We start from the raw sequence: 500 nt of genomic DNA, 5'->3' as shown, positions 1-500 counted from the left end.
CGGGCAGTTGGCCGAGCACACCCCGGGCGCGGGTGTGCAGGCTGGCAGCACTGGCAGGCCAGCGCAGCGGCCCTTGCGTCCAACTCATTGCGGCGCCTCTGGCCAGCTGACCTCGCTTGGCCAGCCGCCCGATTGTGGCAGGCGGTAGAGGGTGACCCGGTAGCGCTGCCAGCGCGTGAGCCGCTCGCGCTCTGCCTCGCTGATGATGCCAAGGGTGTTGGCATCCTCCAGCGGCGCCATAGCGCTGGCCGCCTGTTTCAGCTTGTCCGCCAGGATGGCCTGTTGCTGCGCCTCGGTCAGCGGCGCAGGGGTAATCACCTCGATGTCGCCAAACTCGCCAAACACGGCCCGGCTATAGAGCTCGCGGCCATGTTCGAGTTATGGTGATTTCTGGTGTATGGGGGAGATAGAGAAGGTGGCGTATCCTGCTGATTGATTCCCGCGAAGAATCTCAATTAACAGAGGTGATACGCCATGACCAATTCTACCCTCAGAGTCCT

1 protein-coding gene is annotated in these 500 nt (G+C 63.2%); it reads right to left on the bottom strand.

Annotated features, from left to right (window positions below):
* Positions 1-84 precede the first annotated feature (84 nt).
* Positions 85-345: a tail fiber assembly protein gene (locus tag GWQ22_RS21830; protein ID WP_275931665.1), complete on the bottom strand. Its 261-nt coding sequence runs from the start codon at positions 343-345 to the stop codon at positions 85-87.
* Between the last annotated feature and the right edge of the window lie 155 nt (positions 346-500).

It is taken from the genome of Aeromonas sp. 1HA1, assembly GCF_029237385.1.
In the GTDB taxonomy this organism is placed as follows: domain Bacteria; phylum Pseudomonadota; class Gammaproteobacteria; order Enterobacterales; family Aeromonadaceae; genus Aeromonas; species Aeromonas popoffii.
The sequence above is the reverse complement of the archived record's forward strand: the minus strand, read 5'-3'. Positions and strand labels throughout refer to the sequence as shown.